Below are 21,398 nucleotides of genomic sequence, written 5' to 3'. Positions count from 1 at the left end.
ACTCAATTCCTCGTAAATTGGCTGGCAGGCTGGGCAGGCCCACCGAAGATCGGCTTGCCGATGCCGCGCGGATCGATGTCGTCCAGATACAGATGTAATTGAGCGATGAAGCCGACATTGGTTCCGCTTTGCCGGTTGATCGGGATCAGCGCCTCCGCAGCGATCTGAAACTTGTTGCCGACCCAGATGACGCCCGGATTGATCGTGCCGGTCGTCATCGTGCCGGAAGTAAGCGTGTTCGCCACCGGAGTCTGCAGCGTGGCTTCCACAAGCGGAACCAGGTGATTGATGAAATCCGGCAGACCAAGATCGACGACCGCTGATTTCAGATAGGGCATGCTGTACTGGATAGTGCCGCCCCAGTTCAGCACGCGCGGATGGAATTCGGTGTCGGCAGTGCTCAATCCCGTATCCGCATCGATCCCGAAGGTGGTGGTGAAATTCCGACCCGGGATGGCGTAGCCAACCTGGCCTGTGATCGCTGCCGGCCGAAGCCAGGAGAGCGTGTCAGGAAGGTCGCCAAAGCCTTTGCCGAAATAGACCGTAGGCGTGTAGGTATTGAACGGATCCGCTCCCACGCTTTGCGCGCCGGTGCCGCCCCATTCCACGCTCAGGCCCACCGACATCACGAATTCATGCACGGGGTCCTTGAACACCCGATACTTGAATGTGGTCTCCAGATTCTGGAACCCGTTGGCCCCGGGAACCGTCGAGTCAATCGGACCGAGGAAGGTGTAGGTCGAGCCAAACGAGATCGCGAAATCCTCGGTGATCCGCTTGGAGAACTCGCCGGACACGTCGCGCTGCCGAACGGGCGGAGCGTCGCCAGTCTTGAAGCTGTCGAAGGTGGGAAGCGAGAGCTCGTCGTTGACGCCGGGATCGTCGATGCCGAGCGTTGCCGGAAAAAAGCGGTTGCCGACAATCTCGTGGGCAAAGCTTCTGGAAACAAGACTTGGGTAAAGAGGGCAAAGCGCAATAGCGAGGCCCGACAGGCCCGCACGCGTGCGACTGATAGACATGCGATGTCTCCGCAAGAAAGCAAAGCGACGTACAGGTTCAAGCGGCCGGTCCGGCCGCGACGCTTACGTCAAATGCGGAGGCGCGCGGGCCTGGGCGTTGGAGCCACCATGTGCGGTGACTACGCGTGCATCCGCCTCATGCCACACCACGCGGTCAGCACGACGGAAGGGAATGAAGAGTGTCGCCTGCGCCGGCGAATCGAACGACGCATTGGCCTGCGTCAGGCAACACAGGGCACACGTGCCGGCGTGCGTCGAGGGCACGCCCTGGTCGTTCGGACCGCCCTGCTCGCTGACGCTGTGACAGATGACGGCGACTTGGAGCGGATCGGCAACGGCCTGACCGGCCGCCCAACAGGCAGCGATCGGCGCCAGCACCTGCATTGCCAGGGCCAGCAGGACCAGGGGTAAGAATTTTTGCAGCCGTGCGCGCATCCGCCGAGCCATTCGTTCGCCTACTAACTAAACACCGCAGCAAGCTTCGAGTCGAGGTCGATGCCAGCGCCAGCTTGGCCCCGCGCAAATTTATCGACAATTGTGCCTCGGAAAGACCAGCATGACCCACGTGTCGAGCAATTGAGGCAAGTCAAACCGCCCTCCCCATCCAAATATTTCATATATTTATCATATACTTAGAGAACAAAAAGCCCGATCATTTCGTGAACTGCTCGAATTTTGAACAATCGTTGCCGAAAATGATGACAAGCGAGAAAAGTTGATCTAGCATCCCTCTTGCTCAGGCGCTGACCGCAAGGTCGAAGTCTGGTGGTCCAAGTCTCGGGAGGAGCCCCTGGCGCGCAAAACGCAGCGTCGCCCCGTCAATCAAGATCAAATCTTAGAATCGGGGATAATAGGGTCGACACAATTTTTGAGCGGGGCTAGGGCCCCGCTCTTTTTTTGTCGGCGCGGCTGACGTACCGATCAGCGCTTCTCGCAATCCGATCGACCAGAGCTTTAAGCTTGCAGCCGCGCGCTGCCCCGATATTGCGCCCTCATCTATCAACGTCTGTTCATGCAGCATCCTGAAACGCGGATGATGTTCCGTTCGCGAGGCAGCGAGCTGATCATGGGATCGATGCTTGCGCTTACGATCGAGGCGATCGTCGACTACGCCGGCGAGCTCAGCGGGCATTTCCGCCTGATCTCCTGCGAGGTCGCCTCGCACGAGGTGTATGGCCCGCCGCGCGAGCTGCTCGTCGAGATCGAGGCCTTCGCTGGCATCGCAGCGTAGCCCTTTGCGCTGCACCAACACAGCCACAACGATCGAAGCCTTGATTGCACATTGAGTGGCGCCAACTCTTGTGAGACACTTTCCGCATCGGCCGCGCAGTCAATGACGCGCCGACGAAAAATATATGGGAGCGAGCGATGTCCGAGACGAAAGATTTCTCGACGACGAGGCGCGATCTTCTTCAGGCGGCAGCAACCGCCGGCGCCGCGACTGCCATCCTAGGCAGCATGGGCATAAACCCAGCACTTGCAGCAGAAGTCGGACGAAGCGAGAAGCCGCTGAAGGCGGCATTCTCCAATGCAGGCCTTCAGGCCACCTGGTGCGCGCAGGGCAAGCAGGCTGCGGAATTCTGGGGCAAGCTGTTCAATGTCGAGGTCACCTGGTTCGACGGCCAGCTCGATGCGGTGAAGCAGCGCGCTGCGATCGACAACATGGCCTCGCAGAAATGGGATTTCGTCGCGATCCAGGCCTTTGGCATCGGCACCCTCACCCAGCCCGTGCAGAAGATGATCGACGCCGGCACGCCCGTCATCGACATGGACACGCTGATTGCGCCGCTCGACCAGATCAACGTCCACTCCTTCCTCGCCCCGGATAACGAGTTCATGGGCGCCTCGGTGACGCAGGCGCTGTGCAACGCCATGGGCGGCAAGGGCAAGATCATCATGACGCAAGGCGCGCTTGGCCACACCGGCGCACAGGGCCGCGCCAAGGGCTTTGATTCGGTGGTCAAGCAATTCCCCGGGATCGAGGTGCTCGACACCCAGCCGGCCGATTGGGACGTCTCCAAGACCGCGCGGCTCTGGGAGACCTATCTGACGAAGTATCCGCAGATCGACGCGGCGTTCTTCCACAATGACGACATGGCGCTGGCCGCCGCCAACATCATGAAGGCGCATAACCGCACCAACATCCTGATCGGCGGGGTGGATGCCATGCCACCGGCGATCCAGGCGGTCAGCGAGGGTCGGATGTTCGCGACCGTCCGCAATCCGTCCTGCCGCATCCATGGCGGCGCGATCATCGCCGGTGTCGCAGCCGTGGTCGGCGGCGAGAAGAGCGGACAAGGCATTCCCAAGAATGTCGTCACCGATGGCCCGGTTGTGACCAAGGCCAATGCCGCCGGGATGCAGTGGATGGAAGACCATTTCCTGATCTGAAATCCTCCAAGACCTGAACTTGCATGCCCGAGGGTCGTCAGCCCATCCTGGAACTGCAGGGCATCACGAAGAGCTTCGGCGGCGTCGAAGCCCTTCGCGGTGTCGACTTCGCGCTTCTTCCCGGCGAGATCCACGGTCTCGTCGGCGAGAACGGCGCGGGCAAAAGCACGCTGATGAAGATCATCGCCGGCGTGCACAGCGAATTCTCCGGCCGCTTCTTGATCGACGGGACGGAGACGCATTTCCGCTCGGCCCGCGATGCGCACGCGGCCGGCATCGCCATGGTGCATCAGGAGCTCTCGGTTGCGCCTGATCTCACGGTCGCCGAGAACGTCTTTCTCGGCAACCAGCCGACCAACCGCCTCGGCCTCGTGCAATGGCGACGCATGGCGCGCGAGGCCGGTGAGCAGCTGTCTCGATTCGGCATCGACGTCGATCCAATGTCGCGGCTCGGCGATCTGCCGATCGGACTGCAGCAACTGATCGAGCTTGCTCGCGTGCTGTTCTCGGGAGCCCGCATCGTCATCCTGGACGAGCCAACCTCGGCGCTCTCCCCGCCGGAGGTCGAGCGACTGTTTGCGACATTGCGGCGGCTGCGCGAGCAAGGCACCGCCATCGTCTTCATCTCGCATTTCATCGAGGACATTCTGCGGGTGTCTGATACCGTCACCGTGTTCCGCAACGGGCGGAAGGTCGCGGAAACAGCGGCGGCCGCGACCACTAAGGGCGCGCTGATCGAGGCCATGATCGGCCGCGGCGGCGAGGCGCTCGAGCACAGCTACACCGATGACCTGATGCTGCCGCGGCCGAGCGACAGCTCGGTGGTGCTGAAGGTCGATCAGTTGTCGCTGGCGCGCAGCCTGAAGGATGTCTCCTTCGAGGCCCACGCCGGCGAGGTGCTCGGCATCTACGGCTTCATGGGCTGCGGTCAGCAGGAGCTGTCGCGTATCCTGTTCGGCAAGCTGAAGCCGGACGCCGGCACACTGATCGTCGAGGGCAAGCCGAAAACTTTCGCCAGCACGGCGGCGGCGCGACGCGCCGGCGTGGCGCTGGTGCCGGAGAGCCGGCGCGCCATGCTGTTCCACCAGGAGCCGGTCTACAAGAATATCTCGATCAGCATTTTGGACCGCATCTCGTCGCTGCTGCTCAAGCCTGTGCAGGAGCGCGACATCGCCCTGCGCCAGGTCGAGCAGTTGCAGATCAGGCCGCCGGTCGTCGGGCTCGATCTCGGCATGCTCTCGGGCGGCAACCAGCAGAAGGTTGCGCTGGCAAAATGGCTGACCTATCCGCCCAAGCTGCTCGTGCTGTGCGAGCCGACCCGCGGCATGGATGTCGGCGCCAAGAACGACGTCATCAACATCGTCCGCGACCTCCGCGCCAGGGGGCTCGCGATCATCGTGCTGTCGACCGAACCGGAAACGGTGCTGTCGCTGGCAGACCGCATTCTCGTGCTCAAGCGCGGCGCGGTGGTGCGGGAGTTCAAGAACGAGCCGGTCAGCAAGGACCGCCTGCTGGAAGCGGCGTGACGGAGAAGCACCATGGCGAGCAGTGAGACGGCTCCAGCGACAGGACAGCACGCACGGGGTGTTGCGACCTTCCTGCGCTCGCAAATGCGCAACATCGCACCGTTCCTGACCCTGATCTTCCTGTCCGCCTTCTTCGCCTTTGCCAGCCCCTCCTTCGCGACCATCGACAATCTCGGCAACATCCTGACGCAGGTGTCGGTGACGGGCGTCATCGCCGTCGGCCTCACCTTCGTGATCCTCTGCGCGGAGATCGATCTCTCCATCGCCAGCATCGCCAACGTCACCGGCATCGCGGTCGCCTACTTCACGCTGCAGGAATCCTACGTCAACATCGCCAACATCCCACTGCCCGGCGCGGTCGCGATCCTGCTGTCGATTCTGCTCTGCGCGGCGCTCGGCCTCATCAACGCGCTCGGGCTGACCGTCATCGGCATCCCCTCCTTCATCATGACGCTGGCGATGATGCAGATCGCCGCCGGCATCTCGGCGCTACTGGTGCGCGGCCAGATCGCCTACAAGGTGCCGAGCCTGATCTCGACGCTCGGCTCGGGCTCGATCGGTGGCATCCCCTGGATCGTCATCGTCGCCGCCATCATGCTGCTCGCCGGGCATCTGGTCCTGACCTACACGCGCTTCGGCCGCTACGTCTACATGGTCGGGGGCAACCGGGAGGCCGCCGAATATTCCGGCCTCAACGTCAAGCTCATCCTGGGTAGCGTGATGGTGATCTCCGCGGTGTGCTCCGGCATCGGCGGCATGCTGGGCGTCGCCCATTTCGGCAGCGCGCAGCAGAACGAGTTCGACACGTATCTGCTCGATTCCATCGCCGCCGTCGTCGTCGGCGGCACCAGCCTGTTCGGCGGCCGCGGAGGCATCGGCAACACCATCGTCGGCCTGTTCGTGCTCGGCGTCCTCAACAACGGCCTCGACCACGTCAACATCGACAGCTTCCTCAAGATCCTGATCCGCGGCGTGATCCTCTTGGTGGCCCTGATCATCAATGTCTATGCGCAGCGCTTGCGCGAAAAAGCGGCGGAGTAGCCGCCCTCACATCAAAACCGCGAAAACAACCCCATGCACAGTACAAATCATTGGGGAATTTGGCGCGGAGTGGTTTGAGCCAGCGCTTCAGCGGCATTTGACACGTCGGGCAAAACAGGAGCACGATGACATCATCCGCGTCAGCGCGGCGTAAACTGGTTCAGATCGTGAATGCCCATCTGCTGCTCGAGCTGGGCGACGCGGGTCGCCATCTTCTCGAAGCCGTCCTCGCCGAACAATTGGTGCTCCTTCTTCTCGAAATCCTCGGCCATCGCATCATACTCGTTCGAGGAGACCACGTCTTTCAGCTTCGGAAAGAGATCGGTGTCCTCGCGCGCCGCGTGCGGCCGGTACATCGCGATGAAGGACTGCATCGCTCCGACCAGTTGCTTGCGGTCGTCGTCATTGCTTCGACCCGACGGCGCAAGCTTCAGGATGTTGTCGGTGACTTTCCGGCCCGCCTCGTGCTGGCGCAGCAGAGTGTCCACCAGATCGGTCATCTGGCCGGCTGTCTTGAATCGCGGGAAGACGTGCTCCTCCTCGGATTTCTCATGGTAGTTGTTGATGAAATCGCGGACGATGCCGGCAGATTGCGTGATGAGGGCGGGATCGAAATCCTCGTTCGACGAGAACTTCCGGATGCCGGCTTCGTAGAGCAGCAAGACCCGATCGAGCACGCCGTGCTCGCGCATCAGATCCTCGGGCGGACTGACTTCCTCGTCCTTTTTCTCCGCGCCCTTTTGCTTCGCGCGGCCGCCCTTGCGTTCAGCAAGGGCCGGCCGGGTGATGACGGCGGGCGCCGCGACCGCCGCCAACGCGCCTCCGAGCAGGAGCAAGCGACGCTTGCTTGGCATGACGACCATCACGGCGCTCCCGTGGAGATGTGGGCCCACATTTGTCGCGGCACCGAGCTCTCTCAGCGCCAGGCCTTTTCGTTCTTCTGCTCGTAATCCTTGAAGGCCTTCTCAAGCCCGCCCAGAACCTCGGCGGAGGTTTCGAACATCGCCTTCAACTGCGGTTCGTCCACCTTCTGCACGTCTTCACGCAGATGGTTCCTGATATCGTGGAGTGCCTTCTGCATTTTCTGCGTATGGTGTCGGGGATCGCGATCTGCCGCACTTGCCATAACCAGTCTCCTCGCTGCTATCATGGCCTCGCCAGACTCGTAAGCGTCCAGCGCGACGGCGCACCAACTGATGACGCGAGGCGTCGTTCCAATTACGAAATTCGATAAAGACGGCATGAAGTTCAAGGATCTGCTGACCGGGTTCGTCAGGTTGCACATTCTGCACCATGCGGCGGAACAGGAGATCTACGGCCAGTGGATGATCGAGGAACTGGCCCGGCACGGCTACAAGCTCAGTCCCGGAACGCTCTATCCCCTGCTCCACGGCATGGAACGGAAAGGCTATTTGCGATCGCGGAAGGAACATCCGGGCCGGACCGCGCGCACGCTCTACCGTGCAACGCCGCTGGGCAAGAAAGGGCTGATCCTCGCGAAGGCCCGGCTCCTCGAATTCACCGGCGAGGCCATGAACGACTTGGCGAAGGATTAGCGCTGGCCGCCCTTGCCGATATCGTTTATCGAAACTCGATAAACCCGTGCTGGAAACGAACCTCCGTGAGCAACCTCGATCGATCAACCGCCATCGCCGCCGGAGAGCGGTCCCACGCCGGCTCGGCGCTGGAAGTCCTGCGCATTTTCCTGAAGCTCGGGCTCACCTGTTTCGGCGGTCCGATCGCCCATATCGGCTACTTCCGCGACGAGTTCGTGGTGCGGAGGAAGTGGATCGACGAGCATGCCTACGCCGATCTGGTCGCGCTGTGCCAGTTCCTGCCGGGTCCCGCCAGCAGTCAGGTCGGCTTCTCGATCGGCCTGATGCGCGCCGGCTATCCGGGTGCCCTTGCCGCCTGGACCGGATTTACCCTGCCGTCGGCCGTGATCCTCGTTCTGTTTGCTTACGGCGCCGGCGCGCTGGGCGGCCCCGTGGGGACCGGCCTGCTGCACGGGCTCAAGCTCACCGCGGTCGCGATCGTGGCGCAGGCCGTCTGGGGCATGGCGCGCAACCTCTGCCCCGATCGCGAGCGCGCGTCGATCGCCGTCGTGGCGGCGCTCATCATCCTCTTCAGTACGGCATCGATTGCCCAGATCGGTGCGATCGTCCTCGGTGGGCTCGCCGGCCTTTGGCTGTGCCGCAGCGATGCAGCGGCGCCGTCCGGGCACGTCGAGATGCCGGTCTCGCGGACCGTGGGGCTGACCACGCTCGGGGCGTTTTTTGTCCTGCTGGCAGGCCTCCCCGTCCTGCGCGGGCTGACCGGCTCGATGGGCGTCGCCCTGTTTGACGCCTTCTACCGCTCCGGCGCGCTCGTGTTCGGCGGCGGCCATGTCGTGCTTCCCCTGCTCCGGCAAGCTTTCGTCGCCCCGGGCTGGTTGACCGATGACGCCTTCCTCGCCGGCTATGGCGCCGCTCAGGCGGTGCCGGGCCCGCTCTTCACCTTCGCCGCTTACCTCGGCACGGTGGTTTCTCCGGAACCGCACGGCGTGGCAGGGGCCGCGCTCGGCCTTGTCGGCATCTTTCTGCCGGGCATCCTGATCCTGCTCGGCGGACTGCCTTTCTGGGACTCGTTCCGCAAGCGCGCCGGCGCCCAGGCCATGATGCGCGGCGTCAACGCCGCAGTGGTCGGCGTGCTGGGTGCTGCGCTTTACAATCCGGTCTGGACCACGACCGTGCATTCGCCAAGGGATTTCGGCATCGCGCTTGTCGGCTTCGTCCTGCTGGTCGCCTGGCGCGCCCCTCCGCTCATTGTCGTCGCCTTCAGCGCCGCTGCCGGAACTGCGATGGCGCTGGTTTGAGGTCGGGTCCGCGCGGTAGGAGCGCGACGATCGCCCAAACTCCTATCGCGTCATCCTTCAGCCAAGGGCGGCCGTCGGCCCAAACCAACTTTACGACCGCTAGCGGAAGTGGCGAAGGCTCTTGCTGCGTTCAGCTAAGGGGCCAATAAGCGATATTTCGAAATGAAAGAGGCCGCCAACTGAGCCGGCCTCGACGCGGAAATCACTTCTTCTCAGATTTTTCCGATGTTGGAGTTTCTGGCGTCGTGAAGGCTCTTTATCAGGGAGGATAGCGCTTGGTCGGCCTCGCTGTAGCCGCCGGCACCAGCGATCCTGTCGAGCTCTGCAATTGTCAGCTCGCGCTTTTCGTCGGTCAGTTCGATTGAACTCCGATCACGAATATCGCGCATGGTCGTTCCCTTTAATCTCTCGGTGAGGACCAACCTCAGCCCATAGCCGATGGGATACCCGACGCCGAGACTACAGGATGTGACGAGTGTCACGCAGGCGACATGTCGATGTCCTCCTTGCGCCTCAGTAACGGAATTCCTGAGCTCCGGTCGGATCATGTCCGAGATAGGTCAACAGCGCCGTTTTGACCAGTGTGGGGAGCTTCCGCTTTACCCCGACACCGGACATCTCGCCGCAACGCCCTAACGGAAGCAAAGGGCCAATTTCGGAAGTCGACCAACCTCGTCGGCGTGGCTAGGCTTTTTGAATTTCTAAGGGGGCGCATAAATGGGGAGGAGGATCACCAGAAGGACCAGCGAAAAGATAAAGGTTAAAAACGCCGCCAATAAGACTGGATGTGCGACGCCGCTTCGCCGGTTTCGACATTGGGATCGATCTCCAATAGTTCATTGGTCGGGAATTCCATGCGTTTTTCTCCCGCCCGTGATCGGATGAGCGGTAGCGGCGAAGTTGCGATGGTCTGGAAACTGGTCCGTAGCGGTCGAGAGAATGCTTCGACTGTCGTCGGCACGGCTCTTTATCTTCTTACGCGAGCATAATCGTCTGGCGTCGTAGAGATCAGCCGTCCAGGAGCGCCGCCATTCGATCGCGATCGATGATGTTCGGGTCCGGCGGCAATTGATAGCCGTCCATTGAAGCCAGTTTCGCGGCGACGGGCGGTCTGGCCATGACCTCCTGAGGCAGCGCAACACACAACGCGATTTCGACCATGCCGCGGAGCACGTCGGCGTCTTCGGTGGCGGCAAGGAGAAGCTTGGCCATGACCGGGTTGGGTGCCGGCATGGGCATGCCCGCTTCGAGCGCGTTCATCTCAGCTATCCGAACGCGGTCCGCAGCGATCTGGTTTCGATAAAACGGACCGACTTGGCTTTCGGTGTCAGCGTCGTATTTCCGGGAGAATGCTTCGGGATCATTGATGTGCCGGCGAGCGATGTTGCGGAGGACTTGTGCGTGCAGGAGACCGACGCTCAAACCTCGTCCTGCGGACGGGTTGGTGCAGGCCCAGGCATCACCCACCGCGGCGAATCCCGTGATGACAGGCTTACCGTCGACGACAAACCGCCGGTAACGATCGACGACTCCCGCCATCAGAAGAACGGGCGTGATTGGCTCCCCGTCGAGCCAATGGGCGTGCCGCGGACATGCCGAAACAACACGATGGAACGTGGTCGTATCGCGCAAGGCTCGCATCGCCTTGTTCTTCGACGATGTATACAGGGTGACCGACCAGGTGTCGTTGTCCCCGTCCAGGGTTAGGATCGAGAACAATCCCATCGGCGTTAGCGCGCGTCCCATCCTGCGAGGCCGCTGATGCCCTGAGAAATATCGGGTAAAATAGGCGAAGTTACTGTCTTCGGCTTGCTCGATCGGGCTGCGGCCACCCGCGCTGAGGATCCATTCGCAGGCTGGGCTTCGCCGCCCCATGGCGTCGATCACCAGATCGGCGGGAATCTCTTCACCCGATGTCGTGCGAACCCCGGTCACGTGCGGCACATCTGGGACGGCCGATGCGCCGGTGATCAATTCGCGAACTTTGATGCCGCGGCTGACAGTCACGTTGGGTGCGGCTTGCGCGATGGCAGCGACGGCCCATTCAACGATCGGCCTCCGGCCGGTGACGAAGCGCAGGGCTTGATCACCCGGTCGCGGTGCCCTGTCCGTCAAAGTTGGAGGAAGAGAGCGACTGTCGAGATAGTCCACCCAAACGCAGCCAGCTCGAAGCAAATCATCCGTCAACCCCGGCAATTCCTGATCGCTGATCATTCGAAATCGCGCACTGAGGTTATGAGGTTGCCTGAATTGGGCAACTCCCGGACGCTCCCACGAGTCCCACCCAACCGCGGATGCCGTGGGCCGATCTGCCGGGTCAGCCTCCAGGACCGTCACGCGATGGCCATCGCGGCCAAGCATCGCGGCTGCGCACAATCCAATTACGCCTCCACCGCAAATGACGACTTTGCTCATCCGTTCCCCCAAGATTTTGTCGGACCGCAGGTCGCAGGACCGTCATTGTTCAAGACGAAGCCGCAATGACTCTCGCCCACCGGGACAAGGATCACTTAAGACATAGGTCGACGTGGCGAACCGCAGGTTCAAAGCCCATCTTGAGTTACCCTGGAGCCAGGTGTCACAGGTTGGCGTCTATTGGTGCACTATGGGTCCATAAGCCAGCATTCGGAGCCTGACTGCAAAATGTCTGCTTCGGACCCAAATGGCGACGTCGTCGCGAACCGCGCCTTTTCTAGGGATGAGCGCCTTCGGCCACGGCCACCGCCGCCTGCCCCGGCAATCTCCTCAGCTCGCCAGCACCGCATGTCCATCAGGCCGCGTCTCCAACGCCGGGCCCGGCTCGTGGCGGCATGCTCGCGTCCAGTCTACTACACATACTAGCCATCGCATTTGCTTCGAACTAGCTCGGCTGCCGGCCACGAGCTGACCCGCCAACAAGGCTATTTGAGTCGATAGCCCGCATGGCAGCCGACGCAGGCGACCATCACTTCGCCGAGCGCCCCGAGAGCGGGTTTGAGTTCGCCGGTGACGCCCACGTTTTGTGCCTCGATGGCAAAACGACTGGCTGCCTTGTGCATCGCTGTGCCAGCATCCTGCATGCCTTGCGGCATGTGCTTCGCGACCTCCGCCGCTCCATGCAGCCGCAACGAGCTCATGCCCAGCCGTTCCTCGGCGATCTTGCCCGCCTTCTCCGGCTCGCCCTGAGCCAACGCCTCGTTGATCTGTTGAAGAGCGAGCAGGTGATCGCGCATATTTGCGATAGTGTGCTCGACGAGTACGGGCGGAAACTTCACGAACTCGCGCGTATCGGTTACGGAAACACCGTGATCCATATCACCCTGATGCATGTGATGCTGGGCGGCGGCATATCCGACCGAAAGAACCAATAGCCCCGAAACCAGGGCGGCGAGATGAAGGCGCATGATCAGTTTTCCCGAGCAGTGGCAAAAAAGCATAGACGCAACGGGGACTGTTCACATATGATTTCGATCATATGATCCTGATCGAAAAAGGCCGGCAGACGAGCCGAGCGACGGCCCCTGTGGCACCTGATTGGAAGTCGCTGTCGCTTGCATCTCCGCTCCTCGCCGCGTTACCCGGGCCTGTCCGGCGACAGACGCGGTTGTTGGAGATAGCGCGCCAAACCACTCTTTTCAGCCGGGGCGACCGCCCAAGAGCCATGTTCTTCGTGCTCTCGGGAGAAGTCCGACTCGTCCGGCGATCGCATTCCGGCGGAGAGATTATTCTTCAACGAACGGGGCGCGGCTTTCTGGCCGAGGCGAGCCTCGATCAGCCCGTGTACCATTGCGACGCGGTCGCCACAGAACCTTCGTCGATCCTGGCTATCCCGGGCAAAGCCTTTCGCGCAGCATTCGAGGCCAGCGACTTCAGGGACAAGTGGATCGCCCACCTCGCGCGGGAGCTCCGCAGAGTGCGTACGCAAGCTGAAAGATTGAGTCTCAAGACAGCTCGGGAGCGGATCGTCCACTTCGTCGAGACCGAAGGCGAGGCCGGCGTGGTCGACCTGAAGCAATCCAAGAAGGATTGGGCGGCCGAGCTCGGCTTGACCCACGAAGCGCTCTATCGTGCTCTCGCACAGATGCAGAAGTGCGGAGAGCTATGGGTAGACCAATCGCGCTTGACTTTGCGGTGAGCCCGACGTCGCCTAGGTAGGCAGCAAATCGGCAGTTCAGAAGACAGGGCCGCGGCTTCAGGTCACGAGCTGATAAATCGGCGGATAGTGCAGTAGGTCCGCTATGGGGCCCAGAAGCGGACTTACGGGCCATGCGCATGCGCCGCCCATAGCTTATTGCTAGGGCCTGCTTTCAAGCAGCCGGTCGCGGACCTCCTCCGATAGAAAGCGCTCCACCCGCTGCCATGCCCTTGCTGGCATAGTTACGGATGATATTGGAAAATCGCCTTCGAAGGTGCCGGCGGGAAAATAGCGGATCACAGGAAATACGCGCGACCGTTGCATCGTGAAGTCTTGGGGCGGTAGGTGGGCAAGCAATCGGCATTGACTCAAATCAAAAAGCGTCGACCTCGTCGTGGTATTTTTTTGCAGGCGCATGAGCGCACGCTGACTTGAAACTTGGCAAACTATCTTCACCTACATCGTTAGAATTGATGTCGATCACTGGGCGCCGTCTCGCGGCCAGTAGGCGGCTCGAGCGAGGTCCGGAGCTTAGCGCATCGATTTGCGCAGAGGAGGACCTAGTCATGAAAATCGATCGCATACCGCTTCCTTCGAGAACAGAAGGCTCCATCACATCTATCGCCGACGAACATGGGTTGAGCTTTATCGGTGGAAGAATCTCAACAGGTCCGCCGGGTCCGCGCTTCGACGTCGTCGAACAAGAGTTCGACTTTGAGACCCGAAGCGAGCAACTTTGGTTAGCCGAACGGGCTCATGAAATCACAATCGTGCCACGGCGAGGAGCCGGGCGGCGATCGTTGCTATGTTGCTTCGTTGCGTTCGCCGCGATTGCAGCTGCAGTTCCGGCCGTAAGTCAATCCAACTCGGAATTGGGATCGAAGCTGGTCGGCACTGGCGCGGTTGGTCCCAGTGAGCAGGGTTGGTCTGTAGCACTGTCCGGCGATGGGAACACCGCTATCGTAGGCGGCATCGTCGACAACAAGCTCACCGGGGCAGCGTGGGTCTTCACGCGCACCAACGATGTTTGGACCCAGCAGGGCAGCAAGCTGGTGGGCAGCAACGTGGTCGGACAAGCCGGTCAAGGCATCTCCGTTGCGCTGTCCGCTGACGGCAACACGGCCATGGTCGGCGGGCCTTATGACAACTTACACGCGGGAGCGGCGTGGGCCTTCACTCGGAGTGGCGATGTTTGGATTCAACAAGGTAGCAAGATGGTCGGCACCGGTGCGGTTGGAAACGCAGCGCAAGGTTCCTCGGTCGCGCTGTCGGCCGACGGCAACACCGCCCTGATCGGCGGGAGTTACGATAACTTGAAGGCCGGAGCGGCGTGGGTCTTCACTCGAAGTAATGGTGTTTGGACCCAACAGGGCAAGATGGTCGGCACCGGTGCGGTTGGAAACGCAGCGCAAGGCTCCTCGGTCGCATTGTCCGCTGATGGCAATAGTGCCATCGTGGGCGGCCCTTCTGACGACTCATACGCCGGGGCAGCGTGGGTCTTTGTCCGAAGCGACGGCGTTTGGAGACAACAGGGCAACAAGCTAATCGGCACCGGCGCAGCCGGAAAGGCCGGACAAGGCTTCTCCGTTGCGATGTCCGCTGATGGCAACACCGCCATCGTAGGTGGGCTCGGCGACGACGCAAACACCGGTGCGGCGTGGATCTACAGCCGCACCGAAGCTACCTGGAGCCAGCAGAGCAGCAAGCTGGTTGGCAGCCGCGCGGTTGGGGAAGCCAAACAAGGTCATTCCGTAGCGATGTCCGCCGACGGCCGCACCGCCGTCGTAGGGGGAATCGGTGACAACTCATATAATGGGGCCGCGTGGGCCTACCGCCGAAGCGGAGCCACGTGGAGCCAGGAGGGCGAAAAGCTGGTTGGCCTTGGCGCAACCGGACACGCCGAGCAGGGCTTTTCCGCGGCATTGTCCGCCGACGGCAACACCGCTGTCGTAGGTGGTATTGCCGACAACCGGGTCACCGGTGCGGCGTGGATCCACAACCGCCGCGAAGGCATGTGGACCCAAGGACCATTCCTCGGGTACTGAGCATCATTCGGCCGCGCGCCTGGAATCGGTCCAGGCGCTCGGTCTGCGAAGAATTCAGGTTGAGCAAATCTGGCCCGCTCCGTCTCCATGAGCGGACCACCGTCAGAGGAGACGCTACTTCGCAGATCGGCCACTTCCCGACATACGACATTCAGCGGGTCCGGAGCTTCTGCCTCTCGTTCGTGAATTTCGTGATCTGCACCTCCCGGCATCGCCGCCGTTACTTCTTCTTCAGTGATGTCCGGAGCGTCACCAACTTTTCAGCAGCGTCTGTCTTTCCAGAGTCTCTCGCCTCCTTAATGGCAAGATCACGCTTTTCCCTCTCTTCTGGGGTCATCTCTCTCAGTTCTAGCGGCTTGAGCGTCATTCAATCCTCCTGCTCGCACAAAGGGTAACATGGACCGCCCGTCCTTAGTGTCGACCGTTGCCAGTCAATCGAGCTTGGCCAGAATATTTTGGATAAATGGGTCTTTGGCTATCAGGTACTGCTGAATACCTGAGGTGTTCTCGCTTTCCAGTCTTAGCTTCAATTCCTGATATTTCAAACGGTCGCCTGGATGCTTGCGCAGATGATCTCTGAATTTCAGCATCCGCGCAATCTCTCCGTGGCCGTCCAAGCACACATGAAGCTTGTGAGTGCGGGCACCGTCCACATCCCGCTTGAAAAAGTGGTGGCCCGGCGAGAGATCGCCTCCGCGACGATAGCCTAGCGCCATTAATGATCGGCTCCAATCTTCCAAGCTGTTGTCTGAGTTGACCACCGCAAGCACGTCAATTTCTGCCTTGGCGGCTAAGTCAGGAACGGCGGTGCTCCCAACGTGATGGACTTCAATCAGCGCAGAACCAAAAATGGGTTTCAGTCGCGCCTCTTCTGCCGCGTATTGTTGCGGCCACATCGGATCATAGCGCTTGATCGGACTGGTGAGCGACATGTCCGAACATTAAGCCGAAACCCTAAGGCTCGCCTAGACCGCGCCGAGGAGCAAACAGCTTTGTCCGCCTTGGGTCATTCGCGTCGATTTGGCCGCGTCGCCACCACGTCCGGTCTGGCCTCGGCTGCTGACGTGCTGGGCGCCATCGCGATCTTCGCCTTAGGGCCAGAAGCCGACCTCGCGATTGGCTTATGGGCCCGGCATCATCATGGTCGGCTCTTCCAGCAGGGAAAAGTCGTAGCCATCGCAGCTAACATTCGGGTTGGTGGGCGCAAACATGCCGAGCGGGTTGTCCTTGAACAACCAGGCATGCAGATCATAATGCACAAACTCCTTTGGAATGAGCGGCCAGTGTCCTTCCATCGGGCCCATGAAGGGTTGGCCGAAGAGAGAGGGGCGCTGCTTGGTATCTGCCGTTAGAGGCACCAGCCACTCAACAGCCACGAGCTTCAATTCCGTGCCCACGGGTTCGTAGATCAACACGTTGGGCTTCATCGGATCGGGAGCGCCCTGCACTGTGACATTGGCAAAGTGCACTCCCATAGCGCCTTTGGCATATTCCATGTGGTGCGGGACTTTCTCGCCGGAATAGTGCACGCAGCCCACCGTCGACAGGTAGCGGTCGCGCACGGCTGCCTTGTAGTCCTGATATTTCTCCAGCGATTTGCGCAACGTGTCGAGTTGAGCCTTGTAAGGCTCTTCTGCTGCAATTGGTCTGAGGGCCACGCCGATAAAGGCAAGACCTAGCGCGGCGACGAAGGTACCACGAACATATTTGCGCATGTTCCCTCCTAGCTTTTCATCAATGCGATGTCGGAATGAACTGGCCTAATCAAGGGTGAGGGTTTTTGCCATTCCCAACAAGACGGTAACAACCTCATGGCCAATCGCGATAGAAAAATGGTGGTACTCCCTCTTGAGCGTACAAGGGCCTTTGATGGCTCAGCCGACGGATCGCGTTCTTCATCGCCCGACTCTCAAGAGGATATTTCAATCGGGTCATTCGCGTCGATCGGCTGTGACTGCGTTCGTGTCCGGTCTACCGCCAAGAGCTGACGCCAACGTGAGTATGGAGGTCGGACGCAAAGGGCCAAAACTGGACATCAACAAGACAATGACAAAGTCATAGTCCCGCTTGTCGGCGGCTATAGCTCGATGTCTCTCTGGTGTTGTTCGCGATGCTTCAAACCCGGTTCGCGGTGCCGGCCATAACGCCAATAAACGATCCGGCAACGAAAGAGGCACTAAGCATTATTAGATAGAGAACAAGCTTGTCTTGACTAAAATGAAGTAAGACCCACCCAAGCAGCATGCAAATCAGTCCGTAGCCTATCGGCCAAAGCGCACCCCGCCGTAGGGCGAGCCGCTGGGCTGGGCCAAGCAGCTCATAGTTCCGTGACAGCTTCCAGGCTCGGCGAAACGATACTTCGTAACTCAAGGCTACTACGATCAGACAGGCAGCGAAGAAGTAGTAAGACATTCCGTGTTGCCAACCGTTACCATCTTGAAGGACGCAGCCGAGACGATAGCGTGGATTGATTGCCTGATCTTAAAGGAGATAGCGAACAAACGGTCCTATCGGGCACTAGTCCAAGCTCGCTAACGATGCTCGCTCTGGGTCACAAGCCGGCATTCGGTGCCGCACCGCAAAAATGTCTGCTTCGGAGCCAAGTACAGATGTCGTCGCGAAGCGCCCCTTCCACTCTATCGATCTGCGCCTACGGACGAGGCCAACGCGGTCCGGCTCGCAATCTCGTCGGCCCGCCAGCACCGCACCGCATGCCCATCGGGCCGCGTCTCCAGAGTCGGCCCCGGCTCGCGACGGCACACATCTTCCGCGTACCGACACCGCGGGCTGAAGGCGCAGCCGTTCGGCGGATTCAGCGGGTTGGGAAGATCGCCACCGGTCGTTGCCAGCGGCGCATGGCGCAGCGGATCGGGGATGGCCGATATCAGAGCCTGCGTATAGGGATGCGCCGGCCGCTCGAAAATCTCGCGCCAGTCGCCGTTCTCGACGATGCGGCCGAGATACATCACGGCGACGCGGTCGCTCATGTGCTCGACGACGCCGAGATCGTGGCTGATCATGATGTAGGAGAGACCGAGCGTGTCCTTTAGCTCCAGCAGCAGGTTGATGATCTGGGCCCGGATCGAGACGTCGAGCGCCGACACCGGCTCGTCGCAGATGACGATTTTTGGATTGAGGATCAGCGCGCGCGCAATGCCGATGCGCTGGCGCTGGCCGCCGGAGAATTCATGCGGATAGCGGTCGGCCTGCTCGGGCCGCAGGCCGACACGCTGCAGCATGGTCGCGACGCGGTCCTCGATCTCGCTTTTGGCGGTCACGCCGTGGACGCGCAGGGGATCTTCCAGCGTGCGGCGGACGGTCTGGCGTGGATTGAGCGAAGCGTAGGGATCCTGAAACACGATCTGCACGATGCGGGCCAGAGACTTCCGGTCGCCGGACAGCCCGTCGGTCACCACCTTCCCGTCCAGGATGATGCGGCCGCGCGTCGGTGCCAGCAGGCCAAGGATCGAAAGCGCCACCGTCGACTTGCCCGAGCCGGACTCCCCGACAAGGCCGAGGCATTCGCCCCGCTTCAGCCTGAGATCGACGCCGTCGACGGCCCGGAGCAGCCGCCGGTTGCGGCCCAGGAGGCCGCCGCCGACAGGGAAATGCACCGCGAGATCCTCGACGCTGAGAATGAGATCGTCGTCTGGCCTTCCCTCCCCCGTTCTGGTCCTGGGCTCATGCATGGTGGTGACACCTCACCATACCGCCGGCCTCGAGAAAATCCGCCGTCGGCACCACCCGCCTGCAAATGTCGGTCGCGTTCGGGCAGCGCGGATTGAAGCGGCAGCCATCCGGGAAGCTGGTGATGGCCGGCACGACGCCCGCGATCTCCTTGAGCCTGCTACGGCCGAGCGCGGCACGGCTGCCGAGCCGCGGCAGCGAGGCGACCAGCCCCTGCGTATAGGGATGCGAGGGTGCGCGGAAGATATCGGCGGAGCCGCGCTCCTCGACGATGCGTCCGGCATACATGACGGCGACGCGGCGGCAGACATTGGCGACCAGGCCAAGGTCGTGGCTGATCATCAGGATCGCTGTGCCCCGCTCCGCACACAGATTGCGCATCAGCTCGATGATCTCGGCCTGCACGGTCACGTCGAGCGCGGTGGTCGGCTCGTCGGCAATCAGAAGATCCGGACCGCAGGCCAGCGCAATCGCGATCATCACGCGCTGGCGCATGCCGCCGGAGAGCTGGTGCGGATAATCGTTGACGCGCCGCTCGGGTGCAGGGACACGGACGCTCGCCAGCGCCTCGATCGCGAGCTTGTTGGCGTCCCGCCAGCTCTTGCCCTTGTGCAGCACGAACATCTCGGCGATCTGCCGTCCCACCGGCGAGACCGGGTTCAGCGCCGTCATCGGCTCCTGGAAGATCATGGCGATCCTGTTGCCGCGCAGGTCCCGCTGTGCGGCCGCGGACAGGTGCTGGATTTCCTGCCCGTCAAACCTGATCACGCCGGCCCCGATCGACAACGGCGGCCGCAAGAGGCCGATCAAGGAGAGCGCCGTGATGCTCTTGCCGCAGCCGGATTCACCGACGAGGCCAAACGTCTCGCCGCGATCGATGCGGAATGAAACCCCCTCGGCCGCGGCAACGCGCCGCGCTCCGCCGTCGAGATCGATGCGCAGATCCTCGACTTCGATCAGCGGCGCGCCGGTCATGTCCGCCGGCTCCGCGATTGGGGATCGAGAATGTCGCGCAGACCGTCGCCGAGCAGGTTGAGGCCGAGCACCGTCAGGAAGATGGCAAGGCCCGGAAACACCGACAGCCACGGCGCCGTCGTGATCTGGTCGCGGGCATCCGACAGCATGCTGCCCCAGCTCGGAAACGGCGGACGGACGCCGAGGCCGAGGAACGACAAGGCCGCCTCCGAGAGCACTGCGCTGCCCATGCCGAGCGTGCCGATGACGACGATAGGCCCCAGCATGTTCGGCAAGAGCTGCGTGATCATGATGCGGAAGTCGCCGTAGCCGAGTACAGTGGCGGCCTGCACATAGCCCTGGTTCCGCAGCGAGAGCGCCGAGGCGCGGGCGATCCGGCAGGTGAAGGACCAGTTGGTGAGCCCGAGCGCGATCAGGAGGCTGGTCAGGCCGGGGCCAAGCACCGCCATGATGGCGAGCGCAAAGATCAGCGAGGGGATCGCGAGCATGACGTTGGTCAGGGCGTTGACGACATCGTCCCACCAGCCGCCCCAATAGCCGGCACTCAAGCCCAGCGCCACGCCGATCACGCTGTTGATGAGCTGCGAGATGATACCGACCGTGAGCGAGATACGCGCGCCATAGACGACGCGGGAATAGATGTCGCGGCCCTGGTCGTCAGTGCCGAACCACCAGGTCCAGCTCGGCGGCTCCTCCGCGTTCATGAGATTGGCATCCATGACGGGATCGGTGTGCGCCAGCCATGGGGCGAGCACGCCGACCACGATCGCGAGCGCGAACAACGAGCCACCGATGATGAGATTGGCGCGGAGCTTCATGCGTATCTGATCCTCGGATCGATCACGCCGTAGAGCAAATCGACCAGCAGATTAATCGCGAGAAAAGCCAGCACCACCACGAGAATGGAGCCCTGGACGGCCGGGATGTCGCGCTGCAGGACACTGTCGACCAGCAGCGAGCCGATGCCCGGCCAGGAGTACAGTTTTTCGACGACGACCGCCTGCCCCATCAGCCCGCCGAATTGCAGGCCGACCGTGGTGAGAATGATGACCAGCGCGTTGCGCATCACATGCCACTTCACCACGCGCGTCTCGCTCATGCCCTTGGACCGCGCGGTGCGGACGAAATCAGCGGTCATGATCTCGAGCACGGCGGCGCGCGTCGTCCGGGCAAAGAGCGCCATCGGCGAGACGCCGAGCGTCACGGCCGGCAGCAGCAGATATTTCAGGCCGCCATCGCCGTAACCGAAGCTCGGCAGCCAGCCGAGCTTCAACGCAAAAAAGTACATCAGCACCAGCCCAAGCCAGAATTTGGCGATGGACAGGCCCGAGACCGCCAGGACCATCGCTGCGCTGTCGACGAGACCGCCCGGCCGCAGGGCGGCGACGAAGCCGAGCGGCACGCCGAGCAGGACGGAAAATGCCATGGCCGTGAAGATGAGCTGCAGCGTCGGCCAGGCCCGCTTGGCGATCATGCTCGTGACCAGCTCGCGGGTCCGGAACGACGTCCCGAAATCGCCGGTGGCGAGCTTGCCGATGTAGTTGCCGAACCGCACATAAACGGGATCGTTGAGACCGAGTTGCTGTTTCAGGCGCAGCTCGACCTGGGGATCGACGTCGTCGCTCATGCTCGAGGCGATGCTGCCGGGAACGACGCTGAACAGCACGAAGACCAGCAGCACGACGGCGAGCACGGTCGGAATGGTTTGCAGCAGACGACGGATCAGGAAGGAGAGCATCGGCACTT

23 protein-coding genes are annotated in these 21,398 nt (G+C 61.7%); 9 read left to right on the top strand and 14 right to left on the bottom strand.

The window, feature by feature from the left end:
• Positions 1-2 precede the first annotated feature (2 nt).
• Together XH89_RS18075 and XH89_RS18070 are read right to left on the bottom strand one after the other, a co-directional pair.
• Positions 3-1,019 (bottom strand): hypothetical protein, encoded by a 1,017-nt coding sequence (locus XH89_RS18075; RefSeq protein WP_194468277.1) that lies wholly within the window; start codon positions 1,017-1,019, stop codon positions 3-5.
• A 63-nt stretch (positions 1,020-1,082) separates the two neighbouring features.
• Positions 1,083-1,454: a DUF2946 domain-containing protein gene (locus tag XH89_RS18070; protein WP_194468276.1), complete on the bottom strand. Its 372-nt coding sequence runs from the start codon at positions 1,452-1,454 to the stop codon at positions 1,083-1,085.
• Between the two features lie 631 nt (positions 1,455-2,085).
• On the opposite strand from XH89_RS18070, the gene XH89_RS42100 reads away from it, so the two are divergent.
• From XH89_RS42100 to XH89_RS18050, 4 genes are all read left to right on the top strand, one after another.
• Positions 2,086-2,250, top strand: coding sequence for a hypothetical protein (locus XH89_RS42100; protein ID WP_367401026.1), 165 nt, complete (start codon positions 2,086-2,088; stop codon positions 2,248-2,250).
• Positions 2,251-2,387: 137 nt separating this feature from the next.
• Positions 2,388-3,410 (top strand): sugar ABC transporter substrate-binding protein, encoded by a 1,023-nt coding sequence (locus XH89_RS18060; RefSeq protein ID WP_194468275.1) that lies wholly within the window; start codon positions 2,388-2,390, stop codon positions 3,408-3,410.
• A gap of 23 nt (positions 3,411-3,433) precedes the next feature.
• On the top strand, positions 3,434-4,936 hold the full coding sequence (locus XH89_RS18055) for a sugar ABC transporter ATP-binding protein (protein ID WP_194468274.1): 1,503 nt from the start codon (positions 3,434-3,436) through the stop codon (positions 4,934-4,936).
• Between the two features lie 12 nt (positions 4,937-4,948).
• Positions 4,949-5,977, top strand: a complete 1,029-nt coding sequence (locus XH89_RS18050; protein WP_194468273.1) for an ABC transporter permease — start codon at positions 4,949-4,951, stop codon at positions 5,975-5,977.
• A gap of 140 nt (positions 5,978-6,117) precedes the next feature.
• On the opposite strand, the gene XH89_RS18045 is transcribed toward XH89_RS18050, so the two are convergent.
• Positions 6,118-6,840: a hemerythrin domain-containing protein gene (locus XH89_RS18045; RefSeq protein ID WP_246767863.1), complete on the bottom strand. Its 723-nt coding sequence runs from the start codon at positions 6,838-6,840 to the stop codon at positions 6,118-6,120.
• Between the two features lie 53 nt (positions 6,841-6,893).
• Positions 6,894-7,103, bottom strand: coding sequence for a hypothetical protein (locus XH89_RS18040; RefSeq protein WP_194468271.1), 210 nt, complete (start codon positions 7,101-7,103; stop codon positions 6,894-6,896).
• A 115-nt stretch (positions 7,104-7,218) separates the two neighbouring features.
• On the opposite strand from XH89_RS18040, the gene XH89_RS18035 reads away from it, so the two are divergent.
• Positions 7,219-7,533, top strand: coding sequence for a PadR family transcriptional regulator (locus XH89_RS18035; RefSeq protein WP_194468270.1), 315 nt, complete (start codon positions 7,219-7,221; stop codon positions 7,531-7,533).
• Positions 7,534-7,598: 65 nt separating this feature from the next.
• Positions 7,599-8,831 carry a chromate efflux transporter gene (gene chrA / locus XH89_RS18030; protein ID WP_371825218.1) on the top strand — a complete coding sequence of 411 codons (1,233 nt, stop codon included), beginning with the start codon at positions 7,599-7,601 and terminating at the stop codon, positions 8,829-8,831.
• Positions 8,832-9,043: 212 nt separating this feature from the next.
• On the opposite strand, the gene XH89_RS18025 is transcribed toward chrA, so the two are convergent.
• A complete protein-coding gene (locus XH89_RS18025; protein WP_194468269.1) occupies positions 9,044-9,220 on the bottom strand; it encodes a hypothetical protein in 177 nt (58 codons plus the stop codon).
• Positions 9,221-9,839: 619 nt separating this feature from the next.
• Positions 9,840-11,045, bottom strand: a complete 1,206-nt coding sequence (locus XH89_RS18020; RefSeq protein ID WP_367401027.1) for an FAD-dependent oxidoreductase — start codon at positions 11,043-11,045, stop codon at positions 9,840-9,842.
• 126 nt (positions 11,046-11,171) lie between these two features.
• Between XH89_RS18020 and XH89_RS41305 the strand changes: the two genes are divergently transcribed.
• Complete coding sequence (locus XH89_RS41305; RefSeq protein WP_246767933.1) at positions 11,172-11,315, top strand: hypothetical protein; 144 nt, start codon at positions 11,172-11,174, stop codon at positions 11,313-11,315.
• A 416-nt stretch (positions 11,316-11,731) separates the two neighbouring features.
• Here XH89_RS41305 and XH89_RS18015 read toward each other — a convergent pair whose 3' ends face one another.
• A complete protein-coding gene (locus tag XH89_RS18015; RefSeq protein ID WP_194468267.1) occupies positions 11,732-12,214 on the bottom strand; it encodes a hypothetical protein in 483 nt (160 codons plus the stop codon).
• A 71-nt stretch (positions 12,215-12,285) separates the two neighbouring features.
• Here XH89_RS18015 and XH89_RS18010 point away from each other — a divergent pair, with 71 nt between their 5' ends.
• Both XH89_RS18010 and XH89_RS18005 read left to right on the top strand, forming a co-directional pair.
• Positions 12,286-12,945 (top strand): Crp/Fnr family transcriptional regulator, encoded by a 660-nt coding sequence (locus XH89_RS18010; protein ID WP_194468266.1) that lies wholly within the window; start codon positions 12,286-12,288, stop codon positions 12,943-12,945.
• Between the two features lie 566 nt (positions 12,946-13,511).
• Positions 13,512-14,990, top strand: a complete 1,479-nt coding sequence (locus XH89_RS18005) for a WD40 repeat domain-containing protein (protein ID WP_194468265.1) — start codon at positions 13,512-13,514, stop codon at positions 14,988-14,990.
• A gap of 220 nt (positions 14,991-15,210) precedes the next feature.
• Here XH89_RS18005 and XH89_RS18000 read toward each other — a convergent pair whose 3' ends face one another.
• From XH89_RS18000 to XH89_RS17970, 7 genes are all read right to left on the bottom strand, one after another.
• A complete protein-coding gene (locus tag XH89_RS18000; protein ID WP_194468264.1) occupies positions 15,211-15,357 on the bottom strand; it encodes a hypothetical protein in 147 nt (48 codons plus the stop codon).
• Positions 15,358-15,421: 64 nt separating this feature from the next.
• On the bottom strand, positions 15,422-15,922 hold the full coding sequence (locus XH89_RS17995; RefSeq protein WP_194468263.1) for a GrpB family protein: 501 nt from the start codon (positions 15,920-15,922) through the stop codon (positions 15,422-15,424).
• A 189-nt stretch (positions 15,923-16,111) separates the two neighbouring features.
• Positions 16,112-16,705, bottom strand: coding sequence for a hypothetical protein (locus XH89_RS17990; RefSeq protein WP_246767862.1), 594 nt, complete (start codon positions 16,703-16,705; stop codon positions 16,112-16,114).
• A 921-nt stretch (positions 16,706-17,626) separates the two neighbouring features.
• Positions 17,627-18,679, bottom strand: a complete 1,053-nt coding sequence (locus tag XH89_RS17985; RefSeq protein WP_194468262.1) for an ABC transporter ATP-binding protein — start codon at positions 18,677-18,679, stop codon at positions 17,627-17,629.
• The gene (locus XH89_RS17980; RefSeq protein WP_194468261.1) at positions 18,672-19,652 is read right to left on the bottom strand and encodes an ABC transporter ATP-binding protein; all 981 of its coding nucleotides are present in this window, start codon (positions 19,650-19,652) and stop codon (positions 18,672-18,674) included. Before XH89_RS17980 ends, XH89_RS17985 begins: the two co-directional genes overlap by 8 nt.
• On the bottom strand, positions 19,649-20,470 hold the full coding sequence (locus XH89_RS17975; protein WP_194468260.1) for an ABC transporter permease: 822 nt from the start codon (positions 20,468-20,470) through the stop codon (positions 19,649-19,651). The genes XH89_RS17980 and XH89_RS17975 overlap by 4 nt, the downstream gene beginning before the upstream one ends.
• The gene (locus XH89_RS17970; protein WP_194468526.1) at positions 20,467-21,390 is read right to left on the bottom strand and encodes an ABC transporter permease; all 924 of its coding nucleotides are present in this window, start codon (positions 21,388-21,390) and stop codon (positions 20,467-20,469) included. The genes XH89_RS17975 and XH89_RS17970 overlap by 4 nt, the downstream gene beginning before the upstream one ends.
• Positions 21,391-21,398 lie beyond the last annotated feature (8 nt).

The organism is Bradyrhizobium sp. CCBAU 53340, from assembly GCF_015291645.1.
In the GTDB taxonomy this organism is placed as follows: Bacteria; Pseudomonadota; Alphaproteobacteria; order Rhizobiales; family Xanthobacteraceae; genus Bradyrhizobium.
Note: the sequence above shows the minus strand (reverse complement) of the source record. Positions and strands in the feature narration are given on the sequence as shown.

Excerpts from the sequence above, each read along its gene's own strand:
- XH89_RS17990 (WP_246767862.1), bottom strand. The coding sequence starts at position 16,705 with ATGCGCAAATATGTTCGTGGTACCTTCGTCGCCGCGCTAGGTCTTGCC.
- XH89_RS18045 (WP_246767863.1), bottom strand. The coding sequence starts at position 6,840 with ATGGTCGTCATGCCAAGCAAGCGTCGCTTGCTCCTGCTCGGAGGCGCG.
- XH89_RS42100 (WP_367401026.1), top strand. The coding sequence starts at position 2,086 with ATGGGATCGATGCTTGCGCTTACGATCGAGGCGATCGTCGACTACGCC.
- XH89_RS17975 (WP_194468260.1), bottom strand. The coding sequence starts at position 20,470 with ATGAAGCTCCGCGCCAATCTCATCATCGGTGGCTCGTTGTTCGCGCTC.
- XH89_RS18060 (WP_194468275.1), top strand. The coding sequence starts at position 2,388 with ATGTCCGAGACGAAAGATTTCTCGACGACGAGGCGCGATCTTCTTCAG.
- XH89_RS18050 (WP_194468273.1), top strand. The coding sequence starts at position 4,949 with ATGGCGAGCAGTGAGACGGCTCCAGCGACAGGACAGCACGCACGGGGT.
- XH89_RS18035 (WP_194468270.1), top strand. The coding sequence starts at position 7,219 with ATGAAGTTCAAGGATCTGCTGACCGGGTTCGTCAGGTTGCACATTCTG.
- XH89_RS17995 (WP_194468263.1), bottom strand. The coding sequence starts at position 15,922 with ATGTCGCTCACCAGTCCGATCAAGCGCTATGATCCGATGTGGCCGCAA.
- XH89_RS18020 (WP_367401027.1), bottom strand. The coding sequence starts at position 11,045 with ATGATCAGCGATCAGGAATTGCCGGGGTTGACGGATGATTTGCTTCGA.
- XH89_RS18015 (WP_194468267.1), bottom strand. The coding sequence starts at position 12,214 with ATGCGCCTTCATCTCGCCGCCCTGGTTTCGGGGCTATTGGTTCTTTCG.
- XH89_RS18005 (WP_194468265.1), top strand. The coding sequence starts at position 13,512 with ATGAAAATCGATCGCATACCGCTTCCTTCGAGAACAGAAGGCTCCATC.
- XH89_RS18025 (WP_194468269.1), bottom strand. The coding sequence starts at position 9,220 with ATGCGCGATATTCGTGATCGGAGTTCAATCGAACTGACCGACGAAAAG.
- XH89_RS18040 (WP_194468271.1), bottom strand. The coding sequence starts at position 7,103 with ATGGCAAGTGCGGCAGATCGCGATCCCCGACACCATACGCAGAAAATG.
- XH89_RS18075 (WP_194468277.1), bottom strand. The coding sequence starts at position 1,019 with ATGTCTATCAGTCGCACGCGTGCGGGCCTGTCGGGCCTCGCTATTGCG.
- XH89_RS18055 (WP_194468274.1), top strand. The coding sequence starts at position 3,434 with ATGCCCGAGGGTCGTCAGCCCATCCTGGAACTGCAGGGCATCACGAAG.
- XH89_RS17970 (WP_194468526.1), bottom strand. The coding sequence starts at position 21,390 with ATGCTCTCCTTCCTGATCCGTCGTCTGCTGCAAACCATTCCGACCGTG.
- XH89_RS18000 (WP_194468264.1), bottom strand. The coding sequence starts at position 15,357 with ATGACGCTCAAGCCGCTAGAACTGAGAGAGATGACCCCAGAAGAGAGG.
- XH89_RS17985 (WP_194468262.1), bottom strand. The coding sequence starts at position 18,679 with ATGCATGAGCCCAGGACCAGAACGGGGGAGGGAAGGCCAGACGACGAT.
- XH89_RS17980 (WP_194468261.1), bottom strand. The coding sequence starts at position 19,652 with ATGACCGGCGCGCCGCTGATCGAAGTCGAGGATCTGCGCATCGATCTC.
- XH89_RS18010 (WP_194468266.1), top strand. The coding sequence starts at position 12,286 with ATGATCCTGATCGAAAAAGGCCGGCAGACGAGCCGAGCGACGGCCCCT.
- XH89_RS41305 (WP_246767933.1), top strand. The coding sequence starts at position 11,172 with ATGGCCATCGCGGCCAAGCATCGCGGCTGCGCACAATCCAATTACGCC.
- XH89_RS18070 (WP_194468276.1), bottom strand. The coding sequence starts at position 1,454 with ATGCGCGCACGGCTGCAAAAATTCTTACCCCTGGTCCTGCTGGCCCTG.